The organism is Sediminibacterium soli (assembly GCF_009939225.1).
Lineage (GTDB): Bacteria > Bacteroidota > Bacteroidia > Chitinophagales > Chitinophagaceae > Sediminibacterium > Sediminibacterium soli.
In genome coordinates, this window is record NZ_JAACJR010000008.1 from 1,628,587 (window position 1) to 1,652,509 (window position 23,923).

At 50.2% G+C, this 23,923-nt stretch carries 25 protein-coding genes; 3 read left to right on the forward strand and 22 right to left on the reverse strand.

Features of this window, described 5'->3' with window-relative positions; all coding sequences use genetic code 11:
- Positions 1-21: 21 nt before the first annotated feature.
- The 15 genes from rpmH to GWC94_RS14170 form a co-directional block, all read right to left on the reverse strand.
- Positions 22-177: a 50S ribosomal protein L34 gene (gene rpmH, locus GWC94_RS14100; protein ID WP_161835648.1), complete on the reverse strand. Its 156-nt coding sequence runs from the start codon at positions 175-177 to the stop codon at positions 22-24.
- A gap of 633 nt (positions 178-810) precedes the next feature.
- Entirely contained in the window at positions 811-1,644 is an 834-nt protein-coding gene (murI, locus tag GWC94_RS14105) for a glutamate racemase (RefSeq protein WP_161835649.1), read from the reverse strand.
- A 62-nt stretch (positions 1,645-1,706) separates the two neighbouring features.
- A complete protein-coding gene (locus GWC94_RS14110) occupies positions 1,707-2,300 on the reverse strand; it encodes an OmpH family outer membrane protein (RefSeq protein ID WP_161835650.1) in 594 nt (197 codons plus the stop codon).
- 34 nt (positions 2,301-2,334) lie between these two features.
- The gene (locus tag GWC94_RS14115) at positions 2,335-2,850 is read right to left on the reverse strand and encodes an OmpH family outer membrane protein (protein WP_161835651.1); all 516 of its coding nucleotides are present in this window, start codon (positions 2,848-2,850) and stop codon (positions 2,335-2,337) included.
- 72 nt (positions 2,851-2,922) lie between these two features.
- Entirely contained in the window at positions 2,923-5,631 is a 2,709-nt protein-coding gene (locus GWC94_RS14120; protein ID WP_317163484.1) for a BamA/OMP85 family outer membrane protein, read from the reverse strand.
- 177 nt (positions 5,632-5,808) lie between these two features.
- The gene (locus tag GWC94_RS14125; RefSeq protein ID WP_161835653.1) at positions 5,809-6,573 is read right to left on the reverse strand and encodes an isoprenyl transferase; all 765 of its coding nucleotides are present in this window, start codon (positions 6,571-6,573) and stop codon (positions 5,809-5,811) included.
- Positions 6,574-6,738: 165 nt separating this feature from the next.
- Positions 6,739-7,587 (reverse strand): type IX secretion system protein PorG, encoded by an 849-nt coding sequence (gene porG, locus GWC94_RS14130; RefSeq protein WP_161835654.1) that lies wholly within the window; start codon positions 7,585-7,587, stop codon positions 6,739-6,741.
- 56 nt (positions 7,588-7,643) lie between these two features.
- Positions 7,644-8,522 carry an NAD kinase gene (locus GWC94_RS14135; protein WP_161835655.1) on the reverse strand — a complete coding sequence of 293 codons (879 nt, stop codon included), beginning with the start codon at positions 8,520-8,522 and terminating at the stop codon, positions 7,644-7,646.
- 109 nt (positions 8,523-8,631) lie between these two features.
- Positions 8,632-10,059 (reverse strand): POTRA domain-containing protein, encoded by a 1,428-nt coding sequence (locus GWC94_RS14140; RefSeq protein WP_161835656.1) that lies wholly within the window; start codon positions 10,057-10,059, stop codon positions 8,632-8,634.
- Positions 10,060-10,193: 134 nt separating this feature from the next.
- Positions 10,194-10,853 carry a CBS domain-containing protein gene (locus GWC94_RS14145; RefSeq protein ID WP_161835657.1) on the reverse strand — a complete coding sequence of 220 codons (660 nt, stop codon included), beginning with the start codon at positions 10,851-10,853 and terminating at the stop codon, positions 10,194-10,196.
- Positions 10,854-10,884: 31 nt separating this feature from the next.
- Complete coding sequence (locus tag GWC94_RS14150) at positions 10,885-11,664, reverse strand: alpha/beta fold hydrolase (RefSeq protein WP_161835658.1); 780 nt, start codon at positions 11,662-11,664, stop codon at positions 10,885-10,887.
- 114 nt (positions 11,665-11,778) lie between these two features.
- Complete coding sequence (locus tag GWC94_RS14155; protein WP_161835659.1) at positions 11,779-12,321, reverse strand: CvpA family protein; 543 nt, start codon at positions 12,319-12,321, stop codon at positions 11,779-11,781.
- Positions 12,322-12,358: 37 nt separating this feature from the next.
- A complete protein-coding gene (locus tag GWC94_RS14160) occupies positions 12,359-12,811 on the reverse strand; it encodes a GatB/YqeY domain-containing protein (protein ID WP_161835660.1) in 453 nt (150 codons plus the stop codon).
- A 45-nt stretch (positions 12,812-12,856) separates the two neighbouring features.
- A complete protein-coding gene (gene gldC / locus GWC94_RS14165; protein WP_161835661.1) occupies positions 12,857-13,195 on the reverse strand; it encodes a gliding motility protein GldC in 339 nt (112 codons plus the stop codon).
- Between the two features lie 182 nt (positions 13,196-13,377).
- Positions 13,378-14,514 carry a glycosyltransferase family 4 protein gene (locus tag GWC94_RS14170; protein ID WP_161835662.1) on the reverse strand — a complete coding sequence of 379 codons (1,137 nt, stop codon included), beginning with the start codon at positions 14,512-14,514 and terminating at the stop codon, positions 13,378-13,380.
- A gap of 86 nt (positions 14,515-14,600) precedes the next feature.
- Here GWC94_RS14170 and GWC94_RS14175 point away from each other — a divergent pair, with 86 nt between their 5' ends.
- The gene (locus GWC94_RS14175; protein ID WP_161835663.1) at positions 14,601-15,746 is read left to right on the forward strand and encodes a hypothetical protein; all 1,146 of its coding nucleotides are present in this window, start codon (positions 14,601-14,603) and stop codon (positions 15,744-15,746) included.
- Positions 15,747-15,790: 44 nt separating this feature from the next.
- Here the strand turns inward: GWC94_RS14175 and GWC94_RS14180 are convergent, their stop codons facing one another.
- Positions 15,791-16,639 (reverse strand): 3-hydroxyacyl-CoA dehydrogenase family protein, encoded by an 849-nt coding sequence (locus GWC94_RS14180; protein WP_161835664.1) that lies wholly within the window; start codon positions 16,637-16,639, stop codon positions 15,791-15,793.
- 174 nt (positions 16,640-16,813) lie between these two features.
- On the opposite strand from GWC94_RS14180, the gene GWC94_RS14185 reads away from it, so the two are divergent.
- The gene (locus GWC94_RS14185) at positions 16,814-17,422 is read left to right on the forward strand and encodes a MerR family transcriptional regulator (protein ID WP_235918541.1); all 609 of its coding nucleotides are present in this window, start codon (positions 16,814-16,816) and stop codon (positions 17,420-17,422) included.
- 4 nt (positions 17,423-17,426) lie between these two features.
- Here GWC94_RS14185 and GWC94_RS14190 read toward each other — a convergent pair whose 3' ends face one another.
- The 6 genes from GWC94_RS14190 to rsfS form a co-directional block, all read right to left on the reverse strand.
- Positions 17,427-18,533 carry a mechanosensitive ion channel family protein gene (locus tag GWC94_RS14190; protein ID WP_161835665.1) on the reverse strand — a complete coding sequence of 369 codons (1,107 nt, stop codon included), beginning with the start codon at positions 18,531-18,533 and terminating at the stop codon, positions 17,427-17,429.
- Positions 18,534-18,665: 132 nt separating this feature from the next.
- On the reverse strand, positions 18,666-19,424 hold the full coding sequence (locus GWC94_RS14195) for a UDP-2,3-diacylglucosamine diphosphatase (protein ID WP_161835666.1): 759 nt from the start codon (positions 19,422-19,424) through the stop codon (positions 18,666-18,668).
- Positions 19,425-19,429: 5 nt separating this feature from the next.
- On the reverse strand, positions 19,430-19,855 hold the full coding sequence (locus GWC94_RS14200; RefSeq protein ID WP_161835667.1) for a gamma-glutamylcyclotransferase family protein: 426 nt from the start codon (positions 19,853-19,855) through the stop codon (positions 19,430-19,432).
- 6 nt (positions 19,856-19,861) lie between these two features.
- A complete protein-coding gene (locus GWC94_RS14205; protein ID WP_202628781.1) occupies positions 19,862-20,494 on the reverse strand; it encodes a LutC/YkgG family protein in 633 nt (210 codons plus the stop codon).
- Complete coding sequence (gene ftsH / locus GWC94_RS14210; protein ID WP_235918542.1) at positions 20,491-22,524, reverse strand: ATP-dependent zinc metalloprotease FtsH; 2,034 nt, start codon at positions 22,522-22,524, stop codon at positions 20,491-20,493. Before ftsH ends, GWC94_RS14205 begins: the two co-directional genes overlap by 4 nt.
- Positions 22,525-22,624: 100 nt before the next feature.
- Positions 22,625-23,026: a ribosome silencing factor gene (rsfS, locus tag GWC94_RS14215; RefSeq protein ID WP_161835669.1), complete on the reverse strand. Its 402-nt coding sequence runs from the start codon at positions 23,024-23,026 to the stop codon at positions 22,625-22,627.
- 85 nt (positions 23,027-23,111) lie between these two features.
- Between rsfS and GWC94_RS14220 the strand changes: the two genes are divergently transcribed.
- Positions 23,112-23,918 carry a biotin--[acetyl-CoA-carboxylase] ligase gene (locus tag GWC94_RS14220; protein ID WP_235918543.1) on the forward strand — a complete coding sequence of 269 codons (807 nt, stop codon included), beginning with the start codon at positions 23,112-23,114 and terminating at the stop codon, positions 23,916-23,918.
- Positions 23,919-23,923: the final 5 nt, after the last annotated feature.

Consider the following 23,923-nt stretch of genomic DNA (forward strand, 5'->3'; position numbering starts at 1 on the left):
TTTTTATCGCTGATAAGCGGACTATTTCAATCCTTTCTCGCTGGAAACAGTCAGTTTCTTGCGACCTTTCGCCCTGCGGCTTGCCAGAACCTTGCGGCCATTGGCAGTTTGCATACGCTTACGGAAACCATGTACGGTTTTACGACGACGCTTATGTGGCTGGAATGTACGTTTCATTGTGTTTGTTTTAAACTAACCGGAATATGATTTCTTTTCAATGCCGCAGTCACCATACCGCTGCCTGTGAAAGGACGGCAAAGGTAGGGAAAAGCAGGATTGCTTCCGAGAAAAACAGGGATTTTTTCCGGTGTTGTGATATAATTAATTGATTATTAGTGATTTTTTGGATACGAGGGGATGTAGACACGGTTTTTAACACAGAGATACGGAGTGACAGAGATACACGGAGAAACCCTCTGTGATCCTCTGTATCTCGGTGCCCCTGTGTTGAAAAAATCCCCACCAGCGGGTTATTGAAACCGGGAGGTAACTGAGACACAGTTTCAACACAGAGCCACAGAGGAACACAGATACGGAAACGAAGCTTTATTATCACCGGCGCATTGCTGAAGGCAAGACCCCGATGGCCTGCATAAACATTATTCGCTCCAAAATTGTGGCCAGAATGTTTGCCATTGTTAAATGACAACAACCCCTACCAACCAATCCTGATGGCACTCTGAATAAAAGATATTTGGTTAAGTAAAGAACGTAGAATACACGGAAAAACCTCTGTGATCCTCTGTATCTCGGTGCCTCTGTGTTGAAAAAATTCCAACCCTAAAGCTGTAAGAAAAACCAAGGGACTGTTCATCCCTTTGACAGATCCAGGTGAAGCGAATGCACCGGCTCCCCGAAGAAAACAGCTGCATGATTATCGAAATCGGCGGTGGAATCGGTTGTATAGAATACCCGGCCCGCCCCGCGGCTTATTTTCCGTTCCATTCCCGGATGCCGCTGCAGGTAATCGGCAAGACTGTCGGCAACAATATTTCCCTGCGACACGATCTGGGTGCCTGGCGGCAGGGTTTTACGGATCTTGTCGATCAGCAGCGGATAGTGTGTACAGGCCAGCAGTACGGTATCGATCTGCCCTGACTGTCCCATTAACTGATCAATATGCTGCCTGATAAAATAGTCCGCACCGGGTTTATCATATTCATTATTTTCTACCAGCGGCACCCACATGGGGCAGGCTTCCTGGTACACTTTGAGATCGGGGAAGAATTTCTCAATCTCTATCGGGTAACTGCCGCTCTGCACGGTTCCGCTGGTTCCGAGTATGCCGACCTCCTGTGTCTGGGAATAGTTGCCGATGATCTCCGTGGTTGGTCTGATCACACCCAGCACCCTTTTGGAAGGATCTATACGCGGCAGGTCTTTTTGCTGGATGGTGCGTAATGCTTTGGCGGATGCGGTATTGCAGGCAAGCACAACCAGTTCGCAGCCCTGGCTGAAGAACCACTGCACGCATTCGAGTGTATACTGGTATACCGTATCAAAAGAACGGGGGCCGTAGGGCGCACGGGCGTTGTCGCCGAGATAGAGATAATCGTATTGCGGAAGTTTTTTTACGATCTCCCTGAGAACGGTCAGACCGCCATAGCCGCTGTCGAAAACACCGATGGGACTTGTTAGCTGCATATGCAAAAATAAGCGCCCCGTGGTATGCACGGGGCGCTTTACAATATTGCAGCGATAAAAACTTATTTCTTAACAGGTGCCGCACCACCGCCTGTGGCGGCTCTGAACGCATCTTCCACCTCTTTCGGAATAGGCAGTTTCAGTTTGATGGCCACACGCAGGGTAAGGTTATCCGAGAGCGGAGGCTGTGCATAGAAGGCGGGCGCCAGGGCTGCCTGGTTCAGCACCAGGGTATACTTTCCTTCCGCAACAACGGCTTTCATTGCCTCGGCAATGCGTCTGCGGTAGGGCTCGAGCAACTGCTCCAGTTTGGCATCGCTCATCTGCTGGCCGATCTGGTTCCAGTTTACGAGGTAATACCTTTTCTGGTTAAGATCCTGCAGCGCCAGTTCGCGCGCTTTGGCAGGCAGGGCAGCGGAATCTTTTTTGAAAGCGCTGTCGGCACGCTGAAACTCGCTCATACGGTACTGGAATTCGCCACCCAGTGAATCCCTTCTGAATATATTGATCAGTGAGTCTATTTTAGCGATATCGGGAAAAGCGGAAAGAACGCTTTCCTCATCAAAATACCCGATCTTAACTGCCTGCGCATTGGTGTTCTTGGTGAGCAACATGCTGGCCACGACTGCCACACACACAAATAAAAATTTCTTCATTGTAGTTGAGTGTTTATAATGATTGTTTGATCACTTATCTGATCCCCAGTTCCTTAATCACTTCTTCGCTTTTGTCTACCTTGGGGTCGGCAAATATAACGGTAATTCCTTCACTTTTATCCAGTATGAAATCATAAGAACGGGCCACCGCCAGCTTCTGCACAGCGTTGTATACCCGGTCCTGCAAAGGTTTAACAAGCCTTTGTCTTTCCTTGAAAAGATCGCCCTCGTAGCCAAACCGTTTTTTCTGCAGTTCGCGGATCTCTTTTTCGCGGATAAACAGTTCGTCCTCTCTTTTTTTCTTCAGCTCATCCGTAAGCATGAACTGTTCTGCCTCGTAGTTTTTGTACATCTTATCGAGTGCGGCCTGTTTGTCATCGATCTCTTTCTGCCACTGCTCGCCTATCAGCTGCAGTTTTTTGTCGGCATCGCGGTACTCGGGTATCTTATTGAGTATATACTTGGTATCGATGATGGCATAACGCTGCTGCGACTGCGCGCTGAATGTAAAACCCAGGAAAACGAACAGGAAAAAAAATGTCTTTTTCATCTGTTTATTTTTTATGTTTTTAAATGGTCAGACCCTTTCACTGCCCAGGGCGGTGAACCCGGCGCAACCGGTTTATTCCGGTTCAAAGCCAAGCATAAAGGTAAACCTGGATGCATCTTTGAGCGAGCCGCCGGACGTGATCCTATCCAACCCTATGCCATAGTCAAATCCTAACAGGCCAAACATCGGCAGGAAGAAACGCATACCCAGACCCACAGAGCGCCGCAGTTTGAACGGGTTGTAATCCTTGATGGAATACCATCCGTTAGCCGCTTCGAAGAAGCCCAGTGCATAAATGGTGCTGCTCGGGTTCAGGCTCAGCGGGTAACGCATCTCCATGGTGTATTTGTTGAAGATGGTGAAATACTGCGATGCGGTCTGTTTGTCGGGGTTGATCCTCGGATCGGAATTATCGTATACGGGATAACCGCGGTGCGCAATGATATCATAACCCAGCAGGGCAAACTGGTTGCTCAGACCCGCATCGCCCACCTGGAATCTTTCGAACGGAGATATTTTGGCGGCCGCATTCAGTTTTCCGAGGAAGCCGTATTTGGCTGCAATTTTCAGTACAAAACGTTTGTTCCTGTCTTCTCCATGCGGCTTGCCCAGAGGCACAAACCATTCCCCGTTAAAACGCCATTTATGGTATTCAAGGAAATTGTACGGGTTGGCAGAAGTGGTGATGCCTTTATCGAACAGGGAATACGGCGGTGTTACCTGCAGGCTCAGCAGGAAGTTGGAACCCGATGTGGGGAACATGGGGTTGTCTGCAGAAGAACGCTGCAGCGCCACCCTGAAGTTGATATTGTTTACCACACCGTTGTCAAAACCCGGCAGGTTGGTGGGATCGATCAGGTAATTGCTGAGCTTGTAGCGGGTATAGTTAAGACCCATCGACAGCGAGAAAAAGTCATCAGGCCATTTCAACTGCTTGGCAAGACTTACGGTTGCGCCCGTGGTTGAGATATACCTTGAATCGGCCACATTGGGATCGTACATACCCGTGAGCGGGTCGTAGGTTTGCCCGTACTTGGTATTGAAAATGCTCAGGGTTAGTGCATTTCTTTTCTTTCCGCCAAGCCATGGCTCGGTAAACGAGAAGTTATAGGAACGGAAGGCCTTGCCGTTACTCTGGAAACGAAGGCTCAGTTTCTGGCCATCGCCCATCGGCAACGGATCCCATGCGGTTTTCTTGAAGATATTACGCAGCGAGAAGTTGTTGAACGATACGCCCAATGTACCGGTAAGTCCGATAGAACCGCCCCAGCCCGCACTCAGTTCCAGCTGGTCGCTCGATTTTTCTTCAACGGTGTAATTGATATCCACTGTTCCATCTTCGGGGTTGGGCACCGGAACAGGGTTGATTTTTTCGGGATTGAAATAGTTCAGCTGAGACAGTTCCCGGATAGAACGGATCAGGTCTGAGCGGCGGAATTTTTCGCCGGGTATGGTGCGCAGTTCACGGCGGATCACGTACTCCTTGGTGCGGTCGTTACCGGCAATACGCACGTTCTTGATCGTTGCCTGCGGACCCTCTATAATACGGATCTCAAAATCGATGGTATCGTTGTATACGGCGGTTTCCACGGCTTCCGTACGGAAGAACAGGTAACCGTCGTCCTGGTACAGACCGCTGATATCGCCGCCTTCCGGACCGGCGGATTTACCGAGTTTCTTGTTCAGGATATCGAGGTTATAGATGTCCCCTTTGCGGATGCCGAGGATGGCGGTAAGCAGCGAATCGGGATACTTGGTATTGCCCCTCCAGCCGATATTGCCGAAATAATATTTATGGCCCTCATTCATCCTGATATCGATGTTGAGGTCGCCGCGGGTGGTATGGTAAACGGTGTCTTTTTCGATCACCGCATCGCGGAACCCGAGGGAGTTGTAATATTCGAGCAGTTTGTCCTTATCCTCTATGTACTTTTTTACATCGTACTTGGCGCTGGACAGTTTCAACCGCACATAAGGATCGAGTACGCGTTTGGTTTTACTGAAAGTGAGGAAACCTGCATCGCTGAAATACTGTTTGAAGGTGTAGGGATGGGTTTCAACAATCTGCGCTTTGTCATAAGTGGGGAACAGTGTGAACCGCGATTTCTCCTTCGTGTCTTTCATCTGCTTCTTCAGCCTGGCCTCATCTATGCTGTTACCGCCGAAGTTGATGTTGTTGATCTTTACCTTGGGGCCCTTGTCTATCACAAAATCCAGCGCCAGCGTATTCTCGAACGTGGTGTCTTTTTTCTCCACGATCGTTACATGGGCATCCAGGTAGCCTTTTTCGGCATAGAATTTCTTGATGGCTTCCACTGCGGATATCTTCATGTCTTCGGTAACCACGCGGTTGGGGATCAGCCCTGTTTTGCCGGAAAGGTCTTCCGCCTGTCCTTTGGGGACACCTTTGAAAAGGAACTTCGACAAACGCGGTCTTTCTGTAACCGCTATCTCGATATCGATATTCCTTCCTTCAAGCCTGGTCACGAATATTTCCACATTGGAGAAGTATTTCTGTCCCCAGAGTTTGGTGATCGCTTTCGCAAAATTATCGCCATCCGGAATGGACACTTCATCGCCCACGTTGATATTGGCAATAGAAAGCAGCAGGTTCTCGTCGAAAAAACGGTTACCTGTCACTTTTACCGCTGCGATCTTGTATTTCTTGGAGGTCTTCTGGTTGAAGAGGTTTACCAGGTCCGCTTCAATATTGGTAATGGTTGTATCGGGTTGCTGAGACCAGGCCGGAAAACTCACGAGCGTAGTTAATAAAGCCAACACTAAAAATTTGTACACTTTCTGCATCCGTTTCGGTTTGGGTATTGCTGTCTGAAAGACACCCTTTTCTTTCAGTGGATTCTGGTTTCAGTTTTATAAGCGGGGCAAATTAACGGGAATAATCAAAAGTCTTTGTTAAATCAGCCGCTACAAATACAGGGGTGATGCGTTGAAAATCAGCTATGCCAATTGGGTTTCCTCCTGTATTTGCTGACCCGTTTTTCCGAACCTCCTTTCGCGTGCCTGGAAGTCGATAATGGCTTCGTACAGGTTCTCCTTGCGGAAGTCGGGCCAACGGGTATTGGTGAAATATAATTCGGCATAAGCCAACTGGTATAAAAGAAAATTGCTGATGCGGTACTCGCCGCTGGTCCGGATCATCAGTTCGGGGTCCGGGAACTTGCTGGTGGTCAGGTATCGCTGCAGGGTATCGTGGCTGATGGTTTCCGGATCGATCTTACCGGCTTTTACATCGAGGCCAATGTTTTTAACGGCGTTTACCAGCTCCCAGCGGCTGCTGTAACTCAGCGCCATGATGAGGTTAAGACCGGTATTCCCGCTGGTCATGGCCAGTGCTTCTTCGAGCGCATTCAGGGCCGCCTGCGGCAGCATGTTCATATCTCCGATCACATGCAGGCGGATATTGTTCTTGTTGAGTGTAGGCACTTCCTTGCGGATGGTGTCTACCAGCAGTGTCATCAGTCCTTCCACTTCCTGCTGCGGGCGATCCCAGTTTTCGGTGCTGAAGGCGTACAGCGTAAGGTAGTGTACGCCCAGTTCGGCGCAGCCTTCGACGATGTTACGAACGCTTTCCACGCCATGGTAATGACCATAGAGGCGATCCTGGCCTTTTTCCTCGGCCCAGCGCCCGTTGCCGTCCATAATGATGGCGATATGATGGGGCAAACGTTCTTTGTCAATCTGCCCTAGCAAACCCTCGTCCATGATACCTTAGGTGGTTAAGGCGGCAAATTTAGCGAAATCAATGGTTTGGGGGTGGGAAAGTCAAAAGTAAAAATTCAAAAGCCAAAAAGAGGACGCCGGTTTTTCCCGGTCAGGGCCTGATCCGGACCGGCGTTCAGGCCGTTTTTGAATTTTTTACCGTGTTTCTTACCGGAACGTGGGGCATTTGTAGGAAGACAGATTGAATGAAATACCCACCTTGATGGTGGCGAATGCGTCTTTCTGAAGGCTGTTGCCCCGCTGGCGGCCCTTGATACCGATGGAGCTGCCGGTTTCGTAGCTCCTGTCCTGCAGCAGGTAGCCCGGCGAGGGCGTGCCATCCGGCAGGGGCGGAAAGGCATCGGGCGCATACAGCCCGCTTACATCATCCAGGTAATCGGTATTGGTAAAGCGGTAAGTGACTTCGCCAAAAACGTTGGTTTTATCGGTCAGGGCATATTTTACGCCCAGGGTAAACGGAATGCAGAGGGCAAGGGGACTGTAGGGTTTCATTTCGGGATAGGCCGCGCTGCCCTGTCCTTCGGTGCCCAGGTTGCGGAGCAGGTATTTTTCGCCGCTGAGATAGGCGTAGGGATCAAAGGAAAACACGCCCACACCCAGGCCTACATACGGTGTAAAATTGAACCCCTCAAAACCGGGCTGGAAGCGGAAAAAATTGAAATCGCCAGAGAGGCTTAACTCCCATACATTGGAATTGAAGCTGAGGTTGCGCTGCACCTGAACGGGGTTGCTGCTGTATTTATCCGAATAACCCAGCATAGCATATTCGCCCGAGATACGGACCCCGATATAATTGGAAAGCTGTTTGCGGAAAAAGATGCCGGCCGCCACTTTGGGCCGGTTGATGGAAAAGTTCGGGTTGAGGTCCCCGAAATAGTGCCCCGCGCCGATACCGATGCCAAATTCGCCCTGGTGCACATATGGATCCAGCATTTGCGCCTTTGCGGCATGGATACAGGTAAATAATACTACGATAGCAGCTGCTCTTTTCAACATAGGTTTTGGATAGGTCTTGGTTCTCTAAAGTACCATCATTTTTCAATTCGCAAATGTTAATTTCTCTTATCCAGCCCCCAGGTAAGCTTGGTTCTGAGGGTGGAAAGGAAGCTGTTCTCGTTCAGACGCACCAGGCTGATGCAGAATTTCTCCCGGCGCACGGCCAGCTGGATATTCTTGCTGACGATCTCGCGTCTTGCATCCAGCGCACAGATGATCTGGTCTCCGCGGCCCTCCACTTCAAACGAAATAATGTTGTTATCGGGTACGATGATGGGGCGCACATTAAGGTTATGCGGCGCTACGGGCGTGATCACGAAACTGGCGGATTCGGGGAACATGATCGGGCCGTTGCAGCTCATATTATAACCCGTGGAACCGGTGGGCGTGGATACGATCAGCCCGTCTGCCCAGTAGGTGTTGAGGAATTCGCCGTTGAGATAGGTGTGGATCTTTACCATAGGCGCCGTATCCCTTTTGTGGATCGCGAATTCGTTCAGCGCAAACGGTGTTTCGCCAAACAGGTTTTCATTCGAGTCAAGGTGTATCAGCGTACGTTTATCGAGCAGGAAGGTGTGGTTAACCAGTGCGTCCACGGCAACGGCCAGTTCATCCCGGCTGATGCTGGCCAGAAAGCCCAGTCGGCCGAAATTGATGCCCAGTATCGGTATTTTCTTATCGCGCACCAGCGCCACCGCATCCAGCAGGGTACCGTCTCCGCCGATACTGATCAGGCAGTCGATATCGCTGCCCAGCTCTCCGGGGCCGCTGAACATACGCAGTTTCTCATGCAGGTGCTGCGGCAGGCTGAACTGCTGCAACAGTTGCTGAAAGATCAATATGGTTGCATCATGACGGTTCAGTTCCTCCAGCAGCACCACCAGCGGGTTTTCCTGCTCAAAATCCAATCCTCGGCTGTAAATCGCTACGGTCATGGTAATTTGAAGATTTGGAGACCTGCCTCGCCGGCAGGCGGGTTTGAAAATTTGAATGCATTGTCTTGCGTCAATACCTTTCAGATCGCCACACTTTCAAATTTTCAAATTAAAAATTGTTTCTCGTCTGTAAATATAAGCCATCCCTTCCCAGTTGGTTGAAGCTGTACTCGATTTTCAATACAAAATCGTAAATGGAAACGATATCCATGCCAAAACCATAGGTACGGAGTAAGGTATTGTTCAGGGTGTTTGTGCCGTTCGGGTTCCGCGTATAGGCATACCCAAGATCGCCATACGCTTTCAGGAAGAAACGGATGGGAATCCGGTCGTGCGTTTTGCTTTTGAACGGGTTCTTCAGGATAAACGAAAATACCTGGCGGTTAAAGCTGGTTTTGAGCGCCGCGCCCGCAACACCGTCTACCACATTGTATTCCAGCCCGCGCAGCTGGTAAAACCCGTAACCGATCAGCCGCTGGTTATAGAAATATCCGTTGGCCCGCAGTTTGGCCGTTGCCAGCGCTTCCACATGCAGGAAACTTTTCTGCGAAACGGGCAAGGCATACACAGCGCGCAGGTTGGCCTGCCAGAGGTTGTATTCACTGGTAGTTCCCCGCTTGTACAGCGATCCGTCGAAAAGAAACCCTTTGGTGGGGTAGGCAATATAGTCTACGTTCAGAAACCGGTACTGGTAGGTGAAATCCCAGAAACGGATATGTGTTTTCCTGTCGGGATAATACACAGGATTAATGACGGCTACGGTATCTGCTATGCGTTCATCGTTATAAGACACTTTGAAATAATGCCGGTTGCGCACATCGGGTCGGTAGGAATAGATAAGTTCCGCTTTTGTTGTTTTGCGCGAGTAGTCGTTATCCTGTTTAAAGAACTGCTGTTTGTTGCTGAGTGTGGCATAGTTCACTTCTTTCTGCGAAGCGGATGAAAACCCTATGGTAAACCCATGGTGAAGTCCCCGGTCGAAAAACGGGAGGCCGTAACGGATGGTGAACTGTTTTGTATACCCGGTGATCAGCCAGATATTGAGCTCGTCGTTTCTGCCCGTGGTGTTCTGCTGGGTAAATTTCAGTCCGTAATTCACGCGGTCAAAACTGGCTTTCTGCTCCACCAGCCATTGGTTGAAATTGCGGTCAACCAGGCGGAAATAGGGTATCGGAAAAAAATACCAGCGCTCTTTCAGGTCTACGTTGATATCCACCACATTTCCTTTTATGGCGTCTATATAGATATGCACGTCCACAAATAACAAGGTGTTCATCAGCTGGTCGTGCGATCTTACCAGTTCTTCCTGCAGCTGCGCGGCGGATAAAAGCTGTCCTTTTACCAGCGAAACCTCCCGGGTAACGATAAAATCGCGGGTACGCTTATTGCCCGAAAGATGGATCCCGCCGATCATTACCTGCATGTTTTTATCGGGTAACTGGCTGCCGGCGGAATCGGTCCTGCCTGTTTCCTGGGCGCGGGCCGAAAAAACGATGGGGAATACCAGTAAGAAAAAACCTGCTCGCAATAACCGCATCGGCATGGATTGGTTGACAAAAATAGGACTTATGGGTTGTCGATTACGGATTCGCGGATTACCGTGCATGTTTGGTTCGTGTCAATTCACCAATCGTAATCCGCAAATCCACAATTAACTCAGCAATGCTGCGATTACATATTCAGGTATGACAAAAGGTGGTTGTAGTTCTCGCGCAGTTCGTTGGCATAAACTTCTTCGCCGAAGAAATAGCGCACGCTGTACTCGTACCGCTGAAAAGTGGCTACGATATCGGAGACTTCGATCTTATTCACTTTCACGGTAATGATGAGCATGCCCGTATCGCCTTCCACATAGGTGTTCAGCTGGGTGATATAGGCGTCGTTGGTTTCCACCAGCCGGTTGATCTCGCCGAAAGAGAAATTGCGTTTATCCGTTTCCAGTACGATCACACCGCCGCGCTCATCGTTGCCCACGAAATGCGAGAAATGGTGCACGATATCCTTGGCCAGGATGGATCCCACCAGTTCCTGCTGTTCGTTTACCACGGGAAGCAGCGATAACTCGTTATCCGACACCAGTTTTAACGCGGTCAGCAGGTGTTCTTCGGATTTAACGGAGGTATGCAGGAACGAGGACTGCACCGTTGCAATAATGGACTGTTCATCACCGTCCAGCAGGTCGTCTTTGGTAACCATACCCGCAAATTTATCCTCGCTCAGTACGGGCAGGTGTTGTACATCGTATTCGTCCATCAGCTGCAGGGCAAACACGAGTTTGTCATCGAGGTTGATGGCGGGAAAATTCGAATTGAAAAGTTGTGATGCCAGCATGTCTTACTTGTTCTACCTCTTCAGGCAAAAATTACGCCACGGTTGCTGCAGACGTCTTCAGGTTTTTGAGAAAACCGTCCAATATCCTGTTAAATTCCGCGGGCACTTCCATCATGGGAGCGTGGCCGCATTTATCGATGAACTGCAGTTCGCTGTTTGGTATCAGGCGGTTGAATTCCTTTGCCACAAACGGCGGTGTAATGGTATCGTTATTACCCCAGATAAGCAGGGTGGGCTGTTTGATCTGGTTCAGCTCCTCACCCAGGTTATTCCTGATGGCGCTTTTGGCCAGGGCTATGATCTTGATCACTTTCAAACGGTTATTGGTGATCTCGAATACCTCGTCAACCAGCTCCTTGGTGGCGGTTGCGGGATCATAAAATGTGATCTCGGTTTTCTTTTTGATGTATTCGTAGTCGCCGCGTTTGGGATAGCTGTCGCCCATGCCGTTCTCGAACAGCCCGCTGCTGCCCGTGAGTGTCAGCGATTTGATCCTTTCGGGGTGTTTCAGGATATGCACCAGCGCCACATGTCCGCCCAGCGAGTTACCCAGCAGGTGTATCTGCTCATATCCCCTCAGTTCAACAAATTTGTGTACGAATTTCTCCAGTCCCCCAACAGAGGTATGAAAGATATCGAGGTCGAACAGGGGCAGCATGGGTACGATCACCTTATGTGTATGCCTGAAATGCTCAATCAGGTCCTTGAAATTGCTTAATGCCCCGAACAATCCATGCAGCAGTAACAATGGTTCCCCCTCTCCCTCTTCTATAAACTTAAACTTATCCTGGTGTTTGATCTCGTAATTCATGGGTTGTTGCTTATACCGGCATTATGCACCTGTACAAATAAATGAAAATTCGATTAAAGCATTACATACGACTAACAAGCATTCGTTGCTAAATTAATGTTTTTACACTAAACCCTATGCTTTACCTGCCGGAGCCGGTACGCTGTCGAAAAAACGCGTAAGTTCTTCAAACATGCCTTTGAACCAGGGTATCAGGGCACCGAACAGTTCTATTGCCCTGGGGCCCCAGGGCTTAATGAAAGGATAACTTTGGGAGCTGCGTAACGTTTCCGGTTTTATCATATGAAGTTCAGATAAATAGAAAAGCACCACGCTGAAAACGGTCAGGAACAGTGCTGCGTACAGCACCATGCCTGCGAGCTTATTGAGCCATCCCAGCATCACCAGGTTCAGCGCCCCGCTGATCAGCCTGGCGCCGATGCGTACCAGCAGGACCACGCCGATCATTACGATCGCGAACGATAAAAAAGGCAGCCAGGTATTATCGAGATGCGCTTTTTCACGCAATAAGCCCGCCACCCAGGCAGACAGTTTCATGGCTGCCGCAAGTCCGATAACGATCGCCAGAAAGGAGAACAATGCCACCACAAAGCCTTTGTGCATGCCTTTCAGTATGGCAAAGACAAGCAGTATGACCAGAACAATGTCTATAAGCATATGGGGTGATTAGCTGGATGCTGATAATCCTGCTGCGCTATTTTGCCAGCAGGTCTTTTACCATGGCGGCAATGGCTTTCCCGTCTGCCTTGCCGGCCAGTTGTTTGGAAGCCACGCCCATTACCTTGCCCATATCCTGCGGACCGGCGGCGCCAACCGAACCGATGATCGCTGCCACCGCTTCCTTCAGTTCTTCTTCGCTGAGTTGTTTGGGTAGAAACCGCTCTATGACGGTTATCTCTTCCTGTTCCTTGGTGGCCAGGTCTGTGCGGTTCTGCTGCTGGAATATTTCGAGTGAATCCCTGCGTTGTTTTACCAGTTTCTGCAGCAGTTTCATTTCGCCGTCTGCGCTGATCTCACCATGGGCGCCGGGTTCTGTTTTGGCCTTGATGATCTCGGCCTTTATAGCCCGCAACCCGCGCAGCAACCCTTCATCTTTTGATTTCATGGCATCCTTCATCTGCGCCATTACTTCTTGTTCGAGGCTCATATTTTCTGGATTTTAGAATGTATTGGTTTTAGCTGTCCGTCCGCCTCACTGCTCCACCTGTGTGGCTTTGAATTTCTTCAAAAACCCGCGGGCAAATGTTTTCATGTCTTCCGTCAGTTCCTGCTGCTGTGTGGCCCGCAGATAGGTATCGGCCATGCCCATCAGTGTCTGGTAGTAAAAATCCGCCATCTCGTCTACCATCATTTCCTTTGTCCATAGGTCGATGCGCAGTGCGCTTTTATCGGCGCCGTCCCAGAATGCCACCATCATCGATTTGGCGGGCTGCATGGTATCTGCCGTACTGTCTGTTGCACTCCAGTTGATCTGCTGCGGCACTTTATCCTCATCTAAATCTATCTGGATCGTAATTGTGGATGTCTTCATCGGGCAAAAATACGGAAGAACTGCGGGACGGGGAACGGCACGTGAATCGTGAGACCTGAGTTACCGTGAGTCAACGTGAGTTGGCGTGAGTTATCGTAAGTGAACGTGAGTTGGAGGTGTTGGGGCTGGGACCTGACTGCCAGATTAAACCGTGACGTCTACACATTACAGATGACTCACGTTCACTCACGTTTGCCCCCCCTCGCCTTCATCATCGCTTCCCAAAACCGGCGGGCGGAATCGGTCCAGCTGAATTTTGCGGCCTGTTGTATGCCGAGTTCGATCTGGCGGGTCCGGAAGGTTTCGTCGCGGTAGAGGGCAAGCATGTGTTTGGCGATGGATTCGGGGTTTGCGGGGTCTGCGTACAACGCCGCGTCGCCGCCGGTTTCGGGCAGGGCCGAGGTATGGCTGGTGATCACCGGCACCCCGGCCTGCATGGCTTCTATCACCGGAAGGCCAAAACCTTCGAACCAGGAAGGGTATACCACCGCATACGCTGCGGCTGTAAGCTGTGCCAGCGCTTCGTCGGGCAGGTAGCCGGTAAGCACCACATCGTTGCGGTGTTTATAGGTTTTCAGTTTTTCGGTGAGCTCATCGTGCTGCCAGGCCAGCCTGCCCGCAATAATGAGTTTCATGTTGCTGTGCTGCCATTTCTTGAACTGGGAGAAGGCCTTCAGCAGGTTCAGCAGGTTCTTGCGCGGATGGATGCTGCCGGTACAGAGAAAATATTCCTTTGCCCCGCTGTATGCCACTTTTACCTGCTGCTTCTCCTGCCATGGCAGGGGTCTGAACCGGTCGGCCGCCGCATTGGGCACCACGCTGATCTTTTGTTCGCCCACAGGATACTGTTCCAGGATGTCTTTTTTTGAAAACTCCGATACGGTAACCACCTGCGCCGCTTTTCTGATAAACCGTTTCGTGAACACGCGGTAATACCAGCGGTGGTACCAGGTAAAAAAGCCGGGGTAATGCAGAAACGAAAGATCGTGCAATACCAGCACCTGGGGAATACGCGTGGTGAGGCTGCAAAAGCCATAAGGCTGTACCCACAGATCCGGTTGGTGCTTACGCAGCGCTGCAGGCGCTTTTACCTGGTACCAGTAGGTAAAACTGAGCGGATGCCTTGCCGCAGGGGTAACCACCACGGGTGTCACATTGGGCGCATAGATAAAAGAGAGATCGTAGGGTCTGTCGAATACCAGCAGGAATTCATGTTCAGGGTGCTGTTTTACCAGCCTGCTGATGATCTCATTCACATAATGGCCATATCCTTCCAGCTGGTCTTTCTGAAGAAATATGGCATTGACCGCTATCCGCATAAAGGTAAAATTAGGCCACGGCCGCATCAAATGTTAAAATGGATGAGTTAATATGATAAAAAACTGCATTGTATTATCATTGTTTCATGAAATATCCGCTGCTTGTATTCCTGGGCATGCTGACGGCATCTTTTGCGCACGCATCAGATACGTTGCTGGTAAGTATGGCAAAAAATCGTTTTGCCAAAGGCGATTCTATCGAGTTCACCTGTTCGATACCCGGCTGGGCAGCCAAAAAACTAAGCACGGCCACGCTGAATGTATGGATTGAGGATATCCAGCGCAACAGGCGCTGGAAATTCCGGTACCCCATGCTGGAGGGAGAGGTATCGGCTTCGCTGGCGGTGGGCGACAAGATCCCCGACGGGCAGTATGCAGTGAATTTTCTTGTGCAGCGCGGATTTTTCAGGATGACGGGCGAGCTGATCAATCCTGAAAAACAGGATAGCCTGGTCAATTACATGATGATTGTTAAAAACAAAAAAGGCTCTTATTTCGATAATGCCCGGATAGCCCGGGACGGAAGTTTTAAACTGAAAAGCACCCTGTTCGAAGACTCTGCCTATTTTGTTTTTTCACCGGCAAAAAAAGTAAAGGATAATTACCTGCAGGTGCATATTGAAACACCGCTGGATTCGGTTTTTGTTCCCGTTGCATCGGCTACCAGGTTTATTACCGTTGGCAAAACGGTTAACCCGGATGAAATGACCGTTGTAAAAGATACGGCAGCCTACCTTTTTTCTGCGGAGGAACCTGTTGACAAAACCCTGCTGCCCGGGGTGGTGGTAACGGCCAAAATAAAAAAACGCATCGATCAGTATAACGACGAAAACGCAAAAGGACTGTTTGCGCGGGAAGACGCCATGATCTTCGACGGTCTCGACGACGAAGAGATCGCAAGATCGGTCTCGGTATTCCAGTTCCTGCAGAGAAAAGTGCCGGGCATTACGGTGGAAAGGGACAGCGTTGGGCAGGAATATGCCCGCTGGAGAAACGATGTGGTGGAGCTGTACATCGATGAATTTAAAATGGATAACGGCGATCATACCTTCATTTCACCGCGCGATATCGCCATGATCAAAGTGTACCGGCCGCCAGCGCAGATATCGCCTATGTCCAGTGCCGGCGCCATTGCCATCTACACCAAAAAAGGCGCTGACCTGGCCGCTTCCCGCAACCGGCATAATTTCATCGTAAAGGGATATACGTCGATGGACAGTGTGTGGAAATGATTGGGGTGCTATGGCTGCCGGGTATGGCCGGGTGCCGTTCTGTTTCAGGAATTATATTCATAAAACCCCTTCCCTGTCTTTCTTCCCAGTTCGCCCCTGGCCACTTTGCCGGCCTGAACGGGAGAGGGTGTAAGTCGTTCGGGCCGGCCCAGCGCGTTCCATACGATCCCGCTTACGCTGTAGTTGATATCCATACCGATCAGATCCATTAAAGCAAACGGGCCCATTTTAAAACCGGTTGCCTGCATTACCGCATCAATGGCGGCTATATCGGTATATCCCTGCTCCACCAGTTTCATGGCTTCCAGGTAATAATGGCGGGCCACGCGGTTAACGATAAAACCCGGCGCGTCTTTACAAAAAACAGGGGTCTTACCCATTTGCCGTGCGATGGCGGAAATGGCCTGTATCACTTCCTCGCTTGTCTGCGCTGCCCTGACCACCTCCACCAGTTTCATCAGCGGCGCGGGATTGAAGAAATGCATACCGGCAACCCTTTGCGGGAAAGGAATCTCCGCGGCCAGTTCAGAAATGGATAAGGAAGACGTATTGGTTGCAAAAATGGTTTTTTTGGTATTGACCGCTGCGAGTTGCTGAAACAGTTCCAGTTTTGCCTGTTTCTGCTCTACGATCGCTTCAATGACCAGGTCGGCGATACAGCTGTTTATCTCGCCCGTGTAGCTAAGCCGGCTGATGGCCTGCGATCTGTCTGTTTCAGTGATCCTGCCTTTTTCAACCAGTTTACCGAGGTTTTTTTCAATGCCTGATCTTCCTTTTTCGAGCATGGCGGCGTTAACATCAAACAACAGGGTCCGGAATCCGGCCTGCGCCGCTACCTGCGCAATACCGCTTCCCATAGTGCCTGCTCCGCAGATGCAGATGGTTTGTGTCATGCAGTAAAAATAGGTTGATCGGTTGAATTGTTGCATGGCCGGATGGCTATTTGCGCTATGTTTCAGGCAAACGATTCAGCGGTATGGCAACCGGTGCAGCTGCGCTATCTACATCTTTTCCACCGGGAATGCCGCCTCCGATATTCTCCGGTACAGTTATTGTACTTTTAACGCATGCCAAATACCTTGCAGCAACTCGATCTGTTCGGAATGCCGATGGAATCGGCTCCGCAGAAAGTCAGGAAGGAACGTAGTACGCAGCCGGTGGTGATACCGCCAAAAGCGGAGACCGTGCTGATGCCTGCCGAACCTGTGGTAATGACCGCCGTTCCGCAGGTGAGCGTGGTGATGACGGAGAAAAAAGTGACTGCCATGGCCCTCAAGCCCAAGGGAAAAAGAGGCCGCAAATCTTTCAAGGAAATAGACAGCGAGATAGACCTGATAGAAGTGCCTGAAGAAGATGTGCTGAAACAGAAACTGTATTACTCCATCAGCGAGGTTGCCGGATGGTTCAAGGTAAATACATCGCTGCTTCGCTACTGGGAGAATGAGTTCGATATATTACAACCCCGCAAAACCCGCAAAGGCGACCGCCTGTTCCGCGTGGAAGATATCCGCAACCTGCAGCTGATCTATTTCCTGCTGCGCCAGCGCAAATTTTCGATAGACGGCGCCAAAAATTATCTGCGCAACAACAAGAAAGAGGCCGATACGCAGGCCAAACTGATGGATACGCTCACCAAGTTCAAATCTTTCCTGCTCGAATTAAAAGCAAGTCTGTAAACGTCTACACCACCGAAGACGCCGGTGCATTGCGCAGCAGTATTTCCGTATTGGAAGCGGCCAGGTCCATCCCGCTTTTCTGTATCAGCGCAATCAGCTCCAGGTTCACTTCCTGCCGGAGTGCGTTGAATATTTCTATGGTTTGCAGAATAGAGGTATAGTATTCCACGGAGATCACATGCGCGTTCTTACCGGTTTCCGCAACAAACACCAGCCTGTTTTCGATACCGGGTTTTTCCAGCACCGTTTTTACCTGCTCCACCATTGCCTGCAACTGACCGGCCGTTGCACTTAACCCGAACTCAAGACGCAGTTCTGCTTTGCGCTGGGTACGCAGCGTGATGTTATCAACGATCGTATCCACCATCTGCTTGTTGGGAACGGAGATATAAGTCTTGTCTGTGGTGCGGATCCGCGTGCTGCGCAATCCTATCTTTTCGATCGTCCCTGTAAAATTGTTCACCTTCACCATATCACCCGTAACAAAAGGCTTGTCAAAGAAAATGATAAAGGAGGCGATCAGGTTTTCCAGGCTTTCCCTGGTTGCCAGCGCCAGCGCCGCACCTACGATGCTCAGTCCGGTAAGCAGGTTGCCGATATCTTTGTTAAACGTAAAACGCAGCAGCATCAGTCCGCCGATGATCACCAGTATGGCTTTGAAAAAATCGCGGAAAAAAACCACCAGCTGGTTATCGGTCTGGTCCGCCGTAAGGTTGGCGCGCTCTTCCATCACCAGCGCAATAAAATCGATCAGTCGCAGACAGAGCCAGATAAATACAACGATCATCGTCGCTGCCGCAGCAGAATCGATCAGTTGCCGCAGGGTGATATGGTAGATATTGATATTCCAGGCCGCCGGAAAAACAAGACTGTCCACAGCAATAAAAGAGATCAGCAGCACAAGGAATACATCCAGCGGTTGCACCACCAGGTTCAGGAAAGAATCCCGGGCAATCTTTTTTGCATGCCGGGCGATGAGTTTATGCAGGATCTTGGCGAGGTATTTTGCGAGCAGTCTCTTCAGCAGCAATATCACCAGTATCACCCCTGTTACGTACAGGTAGCGTTCGATGGTATTGTCCAGTATCTTCTGTTGCAGGAAGTTTTCCATATTGCAATTTAGTGTGCCGCAGTCTTTTTACATTGCCGCCGAAGCTGGGATTTTTTTACACAGAGAATTTGCTTCGTGTTCCTCCGTACCTCTGTGACTCTGTGTTGAACCTGTGCCTCCGTTTTCCTCCGGTCAGCGATCATAGGGCAGCAGCTGCATATCCGTACCGTCAAAAGTTGCGTAGGTGTAAGTGCGTATCCAGTCGCCGAGGTTGATGTACCGGCTGCCGCCGGGAAGCTGGATATTGAGCGGAAGATGACGGTGACCGAAAACGAAATAATCGAAGTGTTCCTTCTGCAACACTTCCTTGCTGTGGATCACCAGCCATTCATTGTCTTCGCCGAGGAAATGTTCGTCGGATGAACCTGTTTTTTCCCGGCTCTTGCGGCTGAAATAATTGGCAAGACCGATACCCCAGGTGGGATGCAGCTGGCCAAACAGCCACTGGCATGCCCGGTTACGGAATATTTTCTTGATCAGCTTATACCCATGGTCTCCCGGCCCCAGTCCGTCGCCATGACCGATATAGAATTTCTTTCCGCCCCGCACAAAGGTTTGCGGGTGGTGGTAGACGGGTATGTTCAGTTCTTTTTCAAAATAACCGCTCATCCACATATCGTGGTTACCCACAAATGCATGTATGGGTATACCCGAATCGGTGAGCTCCGCCAGTTTTCCCAGCAAACGAACATAGCCTTTGGGAACAACCTTCCTGTATTCATACCAGAAATCGAAAATATCGCCGAGTATGAATAGCTCCGCCGCATCGTGTCGGATGCTCTCCAGAAAAGCCACCACTTTTTTTTCACGGACCAGGCTGCCGGCCGCATCGGGTGCGCCAAGGTGGAAGTCTGACAGGAAGTATATTTTTTTACCCTGCGGGATGGTCATACGGGTTATTTGATTCCTCGAAGGTAGGCAAGCAGGTCGCCGGTTGGTATCCTTGTCTGTTCGTTAACCGGCCGGTTATACCAGTATATCCAGGCCGTTTCGGTTGCATCGTTCAGGTAAACCGTAACGGTATCGCGACGATACAGGGATGGTTCGCCGTTCTCGGTGTTCAGTCCCTCGTAATCGTCCAGCTGCGCTATTGCCCAGTCAAATTCATCGGGTGTATTGATGCAGTACAGCTCGCCTGTGATAAAGCTATCTTCTTCCGTAGGCAATGCGGCCGGGTAACTGCCAAGATCGTACAGTTTACCCTTCACCCTGGCATCGCCTGCAAAACGGAAATAGCGGCTGATGTATTCATACGCCGGGTGATGAAAACCCTTGCGGAGAGAACCGTATACAAATAGATAGGGCGTTGCCGGTGTTTGCATAATTGATCAGCTGTCTACTAAAAAACAAAACACTTCTTTCGGGCCATGTACACCCACCACCAGGGTTTTTTCTATATCGGCGGTGCGGCTCGGTCCTGTTGCCAGCGTTACCACCGAGGGAAATTGCTGCCCGTAGTTTTCCCTTACCTGCATAAGACTGTCCGAAATATCGTACACCAGCTGGCTGGTATAGGCGATGCAGATATGAACCGGCGCATATACGCTTACGGTTCTGCCACTTTGCTGTGCACTGCTCAGTACCATGCTGCCCGTTCTCGCCACCAGTGATTCGCAGCCCGTAACGGATGCATCGCAACCGGCAACATCATCTGTGTACACGGTACTGAACCCGTTTGCAGACAACCTGCTTTTCAGTTCTGTTTCGCGGCAATAGATCTTTGTCCATTCCCGTGCACTGATCAGCGACTGCAGCTGCTGAACCAGTTCTTTTTCGTTTGCACAAAAGGAAAAACGCCCCTGCAGTTTGCTGAAGTTTTCTGCAAACAGCAGTTCGTTATCCTGTTCGGGTGCCGTAAACAGCGGTTGCAGCTTTTCACTTGACGGAAAGGGAACAGGCACTGGTTTTTCCAATGCCTGTTTTATTTTTTTCAGTATGTTTTCCCTTGCTGTGGAACTCATGATCCTATAACGGTTTTGTCTTCGTTGCTGCTATCGGTATGGGAAGGGTCGAATGTTTTCTCTCCCACCACATGATCGTTGCTCTGTTCGGGTTCTATTTCAACGATCTTTTTTTCTTCAAACGGTCTTTTACCGATCAGTTCTTCCACATCGCTTTTATGCAGCACTTCTTTTGCCAGCAGTTCCTTTGCCAGCACTTCCACTTCGTTTTTCTTCTCCGTGAGCAATTGTTTGGTTCTGCGGTATGCTTCCTCTATGATGGCCCGCACTTCTTCGTCGATCAGTTTTCCGGTTTCTTCGCTGTACGGTTTGGTAAAAGCGTTCTCCTGCGAAGGATCGTAAAAACTTACGTTGCCAACGTTCTTGTTCATACCATATGCCATGACCATGCTATAGGCGATCTTGGTGATCTGCTGCAGATCGTTGGCGGCACCGGTGGATATCTTTCCGAAGAAGATCTCTTCCGCAGCGCGGCCGCCGAGTGTCATACAGATCTGGTCCATCAGCTGATCGGTGTTATAGAGGTACTGTTCCGTTGGCGTGTACTGCGCATAGCCCAGTGCCGCGGTGCCGCGTGGTACGATGGTCACTTTGAGCAGCGGGTAGGCATGCTCCAGGAACCATCCGCAAACCGCGTGACCCGCTTCGTGGTAGGCGATAATGGATTTTTCGTGCGGTGCAATGATCTTGTTCTTTTTCTCCAGGCCGCCGATCACGCGATCGATCGCATCCTGGAAATCGATCATCTCTACCGATTCTTTTCCTTTCCGCGCTGCAATCAGCGCCGCTTCGTTACATACGTTGGCTATATCGGCACCCGCAAATCCCGGTGTCAGTTCGGCCAGTTTATGCAGATCGAGCGATTCGGATATTTTGATCGGGAGCAGGTGTACTTTGAAGATCGTCTCCCTTCCTTTTACATCGGGTTTGTCGATAGAGATCTGGCGGTCGAAACGACCGGGGCGCAGCAGCGCCGAATCCAGTACATCGGGTCTGTTGGTGGCCGCCAGTATAATAATGCCGCTGTCGCCGCCAAAACCGTCCATTTCCACCAGTAACTGGTTCAGGGTGTTCTCGCGCTCGTCGTTGCTCATGATGGCATTGCGTCCGCGTGCACGGCCAATGGCGTCGATCTCATCGATAAATATGATACAGGGTGCTTTTTCGCGTGCCTGTTTGAACAGGTCGCGTACGCGGCTGGCGCCCACACCTACGAACATTTCCACGAAATCACTGCCGCTCAGGCTAAAGAAAGGCACCTGGGCCTCGCCCGCCATGGCTTTTGCAAGCAGGGTTTTACCGGTACCCGGCGGACCGATCAGCAGGGCGCCCTTGGGTATCTTACCGCCGAGCGAGGTATATTTTTTCGGGTTTTTGAGAAAGTCAACGATCTCCATCACTTCCACCTTTGCTTCGTCCAGGCCGGCAACATCCGCAAAAGTGATGTTCACTTTGGAGCCCTTATCGAATAAAGTGGCTTTGGATTTACCGATACTGAAAATACCGCCGGGACCGCCTGCGCCGCCCTGTCCGCTCATCTTACGCATCAGCAATACCCAAAGGCCGATGATCAGCAGCAGCGAAACGATGGTGTTTACCCAGGGACTGAACCATTCGCCGTTATTGTCTACATCTTCGGGCACTTCGGTTACGCCGGAGCTGCTGTAGGTTTCCTTCATGGAATTGTGAAAGCTTTCCCAATCGGTTACATTGAACTGGAAAAGCGGCGAGGTACCCAGCTTCTGGATACCGCCGATCTTCTTCAGTGCAGCGGCATAAAAAGGTTTGTTAAGACTGTCTTTTTTGATATACACTTTTACCAGCCGCTTATCGGTGATGGACTGGATCTTCAATACATCGCCTTTGGCGAGCATCTGGCTTTTGAATTCCTGTGGTGTGGTGTTGACAGTGCGGTCGGAATAGTTCAGCAACTGTACGGAAATAAGTATCACCGCAATGATCGCATATACCCAGTATAGGTTGAATTTTGGTCCCTTGCGGGGTGCGTTGTCCTTATCCGGTCCGCTCATTCCTGGCCTTTTGTTTTCCTGTGACATAGTAAGTTACCTGTAATAGATACAATTTCTTATGAGTAAACGATCAGCTCCTGCTGATATTGTAATGTTCCGGTTATTCGTGTATGCGCGATTCTGCGTCGCTCCACATTTCCTCGAGTTTGTAAAATTTGCGCGACTCGGGGTGCATCACATGAACCACGATGTTGACATAATCGATCAGGATCCACTGTGAAGCCTGCCTGCCTTCGTGGCGGTAAGGCGTTTCGCCACATTCTTTTTTCACCTCGTGCTCCACGAAATCGCATATCGCCTTTACCTGGGTGGTGCTGGATGCCTCGCAAACAATAAAGAAATCAGCGGAAGCCTCGGGTATCTTGCGAAGATCGAGACTGATGATATGCTCTCCCTTCTTATCCTGTATGGCCCTGATAATGGTTTTGAAAATTTTCGAGTTGCGCGTCAGCCTGCTGATCGTATTCTTCCCGCGGCTTTTTAAAACAGAAAGGGGTTCCAATAATCGGTCTTATTTTAAATGATTTAATGTTTACCGGGACGATTCTATTGCCGGCTGAACTAACTTCGTCAAAAATAGTGATTCTTTGTCACCCTTACCTCCTAAAACTGCTATCGGGCTGCCGTTCATAGAATTACCTGAAACGGGAAGCACCAATATGTATGCCATGGACCGGTTGCAGGCAAATTTGGCTGCTCATGGCACCGCATTTTTTGCGCATCATCAAACCGCGGGCAAGGGACAAAGAGGCAAAAGCTGGCAATCTGAGCCCGGGTCACAGATCGCTTTATCCGTGGTTGCGGATACCAGCTGGCTGTCTTTATCCAACGCATTCCCGCTGAGTGTGGCGGTGGCATTGGCTGCGCATGATCTGTACAGTGCATATGCCGGTGAGGAAACCAGGATCAAATGGCCAAATGATATTTACTGGCGTGACAGAAAGGCAGGGGGTATCCTGATCGAAAATATTGTTCGTGGAAACAACTGGCCCTGGGCTGTGATCGGCATCGGCATGAATGTGAACCAGAAAACATTTCCCGAAACCATTCAAACAGCCGTATCACTGAAACAGATCACAGGGAGGGATTTCTCTGCTGCTGCCCTCGCAAAAGAACTCTGCAGCCATCTCGAAACCCGTTACCAGCAATTGCGCGATCAGCAATTTGACAAAATGTTAACGGAATACAACGAAAAACTGTACAGGAGAAACCAGGCCACCAAACTCAAAAAAGGCTCCATCACCTTTCACTGTGTTATCGAAAGCGTTTCGCCCACCGGGGAGCTCCTTGTTTCGGGCTCGCATCGGTTCCGGTTTGGGGAAGTGGAGTGGAAGGGAGGGGGAACAGAAGAACAAGGAGCAAGGAACGGAGGAGCGGGGATCGGAGGGGAATAATGAAC

Excerpts from the sequence above, each read along its gene's own strand:
- rpmH (WP_161835648.1), bottom strand. The coding sequence starts at position 177 with ATGAAACGTACATTCCAGCCACATAAGCGTCGTCGTAAAACCGTACAT.
- murI (WP_161835649.1), bottom strand. The coding sequence starts at position 1,644 with ATGCAGCTAACAAGTCCCATCGGTGTTTTCGACAGCGGCTATGGCGGT.
- GWC94_RS14110 (WP_161835650.1), bottom strand. The coding sequence starts at position 2,300 with ATGAAGAAATTTTTATTTGTGTGTGTGGCAGTCGTGGCCAGCATGTTG.
- GWC94_RS14115 (WP_161835651.1), bottom strand. The coding sequence starts at position 2,850 with ATGAAAAAGACATTTTTTTTCCTGTTCGTTTTCCTGGGTTTTACATTC.
- GWC94_RS14125 (WP_161835653.1), bottom strand. The coding sequence starts at position 6,573 with ATGGACGAGGGTTTGCTAGGGCAGATTGACAAAGAACGTTTGCCCCAT.
- porG (WP_161835654.1), bottom strand. The coding sequence starts at position 7,587 with ATGTTGAAAAGAGCAGCTGCTATCGTAGTATTATTTACCTGTATCCAT.
- GWC94_RS14135 (WP_161835655.1), bottom strand. The coding sequence starts at position 8,522 with ATGACCGTAGCGATTTACAGCCGAGGATTGGATTTTGAGCAGGAAAAC.
- GWC94_RS14140 (WP_161835656.1), bottom strand. The coding sequence starts at position 10,059 with ATGCGGTTATTGCGAGCAGGTTTTTTCTTACTGGTATTCCCCATCGTT.
- GWC94_RS14145 (WP_161835657.1), bottom strand. The coding sequence starts at position 10,853 with ATGCTGGCATCACAACTTTTCAATTCGAATTTTCCCGCCATCAACCTC.
- GWC94_RS14150 (WP_161835658.1), bottom strand. The coding sequence starts at position 11,664 with ATGAATTACGAGATCAAACACCAGGATAAGTTTAAGTTTATAGAAGAG.
- GWC94_RS14155 (WP_161835659.1), bottom strand. The coding sequence starts at position 12,321 with ATGCTTATAGACATTGTTCTGGTCATACTGCTTGTCTTTGCCATACTG.
- GWC94_RS14160 (WP_161835660.1), bottom strand. The coding sequence starts at position 12,811 with ATGAGCCTCGAACAAGAAGTAATGGCGCAGATGAAGGATGCCATGAAA.
- gldC (WP_161835661.1), bottom strand. The coding sequence starts at position 13,195 with ATGAAGACATCCACAATTACGATCCAGATAGATTTAGATGAGGATAAA.
- GWC94_RS14170 (WP_161835662.1), bottom strand. The coding sequence starts at position 14,514 with ATGCGGATAGCGGTCAATGCCATATTTCTTCAGAAAGACCAGCTGGAA.
- GWC94_RS14175 (WP_161835663.1), top strand. The coding sequence starts at position 14,601 with ATGAAATATCCGCTGCTTGTATTCCTGGGCATGCTGACGGCATCTTTT.
- GWC94_RS14180 (WP_161835664.1), bottom strand. The coding sequence starts at position 16,639 with ATGACACAAACCATCTGCATCTGCGGAGCAGGCACTATGGGAAGCGGT.
- GWC94_RS14185 (WP_235918541.1), top strand. The coding sequence starts at position 16,814 with ATGCCAAATACCTTGCAGCAACTCGATCTGTTCGGAATGCCGATGGAA.
- GWC94_RS14190 (WP_161835665.1), bottom strand. The coding sequence starts at position 18,533 with ATGGAAAACTTCCTGCAACAGAAGATACTGGACAATACCATCGAACGC.
- GWC94_RS14195 (WP_161835666.1), bottom strand. The coding sequence starts at position 19,424 with ATGACCATCCCGCAGGGTAAAAAAATATACTTCCTGTCAGACTTCCAC.
- GWC94_RS14200 (WP_161835667.1), bottom strand. The coding sequence starts at position 19,855 with ATGCAAACACCGGCAACGCCCTATCTATTTGTATACGGTTCTCTCCGC.
- GWC94_RS14205 (WP_202628781.1), bottom strand. The coding sequence starts at position 20,494 with ATGAGTTCCACAGCAAGGGAAAACATACTGAAAAAAATAAAACAGGCA.
- ftsH (WP_235918542.1), bottom strand. The coding sequence starts at position 22,524 with ATGAGCGGACCGGATAAGGACAACGCACCCCGCAAGGGACCAAAATTC.